Here is a 1,284-nt window from a genome sequence, read left to right as displayed (position 1 = left end):
ATGCGTTTTTTGGTTGCGCCAGGATTGTCGCTGAGTTCGTGAAGTTTCATGTCGCTTCTCCTTGCCGGATGTGGCCCCCGAAGCGGAATGGGCCAACCGCGGCGTTTCTTGATTGGTGATTCCATGGCGCAGCACGCCACCGGGTGCCTATAGACCCGATGGGGGACGGGATCAAGCCCCGCAGCCTTGCCAACATGCCGTGCGCGCGGCTCCCGCCGCCAAGGCCCCTGCCCTGCCGGTTGCGTGTCCTGCCGTCTGTCTCTGTGTCCGTTCCGCTGCTGGCCGTCCGTTAAAGGGTGGCGGCGCCGCCGGGGTGGAGGTGGGATGGGGGTGCCCCCATGCGAGTACGCGTATCGCGCGCTCCGGGTGCCAGACCGGAGCCCTGTTCCAAGTGCCGGGGGTGTCAGGCCCGGCGGGTGATCATGACCGGGGACCAGCATGGTGCAGCCGCGTAAAATCCAAGTGGGCGGGGCGTACGGCGGCTGCGCAACACCTCTGCAAACAAAAGCGCCCCCGCCGGGATGGCAGGGGCGCTTTCGGGCCGGGCTTTCGGAGAGGGAGGAGGATCCGTCAGCCGGCCGGGGAGGTTACTTGCCGTAGACGTGCTCGCGCGCGACGCCGGGGATAGCGCAGCGGGTCAGGCCGATGTCGGCCAGGTCGCGGGCGGACATCGCGCGCAGGGCGCTGACGGTTGCCTTGTAATCGCGGCGCAGCTTCCAGTTCTGGATCAGCCCGGCGGCAAAGCCTGCAAAACGGGCGGAGATCCCGGCAGAGGGGACGGAGAGAGTTGAATATGCCATTGTTCTTGTTCCTTCACATCGGTGCCGGGACGTGCTCCCGGTGCGGTGCATGATCTGTTCGTCTGAAGTGAACGGGACATAAGCACGGCCCGGACGGGGAGCAATGGATGCTTTGGTCTGGCGGCTATGCAGCCCCCGCATAGCACGATTGTGTGAAGCATCTTGAAGGGCGCGCAAAAGAAAACGCTCCCGCCCGGACAGGGCAGGAGCGCTTTGGCCCGGACACGAAAGAGGAGGAGGAGAGAAGCGTCCGGGAAGGAGGGAATTCCTAGCCGTAGACGTGCTGGCGCGCCAGGTCGGCGATATCGTCGCGGCGCACGCCGATGTCGGACAGCTCATGATCGCTCAACGCGTCCAGCTCGTTGTAGGTACGCTGGAATTCGCGGGCCTTCACCCAGGAATCGGCCAGGCCTTTTACGGTAGAACGGATGCGGGCGGCGAGGCTGTGGGTGCCGTGTGCGGTGCTGATAACATGTGCCATCGT

The 1,284-nt window shown here is 65.0% G+C and carries 2 protein-coding genes; both read right to left on the bottom strand.

All coding sequences use genetic code 11. The annotated features are described in order from the left end of the window. Window positions 1-587: 587 nt before the first annotated feature. Window positions 588-800: a DUF1127 domain-containing protein gene (locus A2I95_RS39160; protein WP_027257358.1), complete on the bottom strand. Its 213-nt coding sequence runs from the start codon at window positions 798-800 to the stop codon at window positions 588-590. Window positions 801-1,068: 268 nt separating this feature from the next. Continuing rightward, a partial coding sequence (locus tag A2I95_RS39155) for a DUF1127 domain-containing protein (protein WP_367153213.1) occupies window positions 1,069-1,284 on the bottom strand: 216 nt, incomplete at its 5' end.

Source organism: Leisingera sp. F5 (assembly GCF_001593695.1).
Note: the sequence above shows the minus strand (reverse complement) of the source record. Positions and strands in the feature narration are given on the sequence as shown.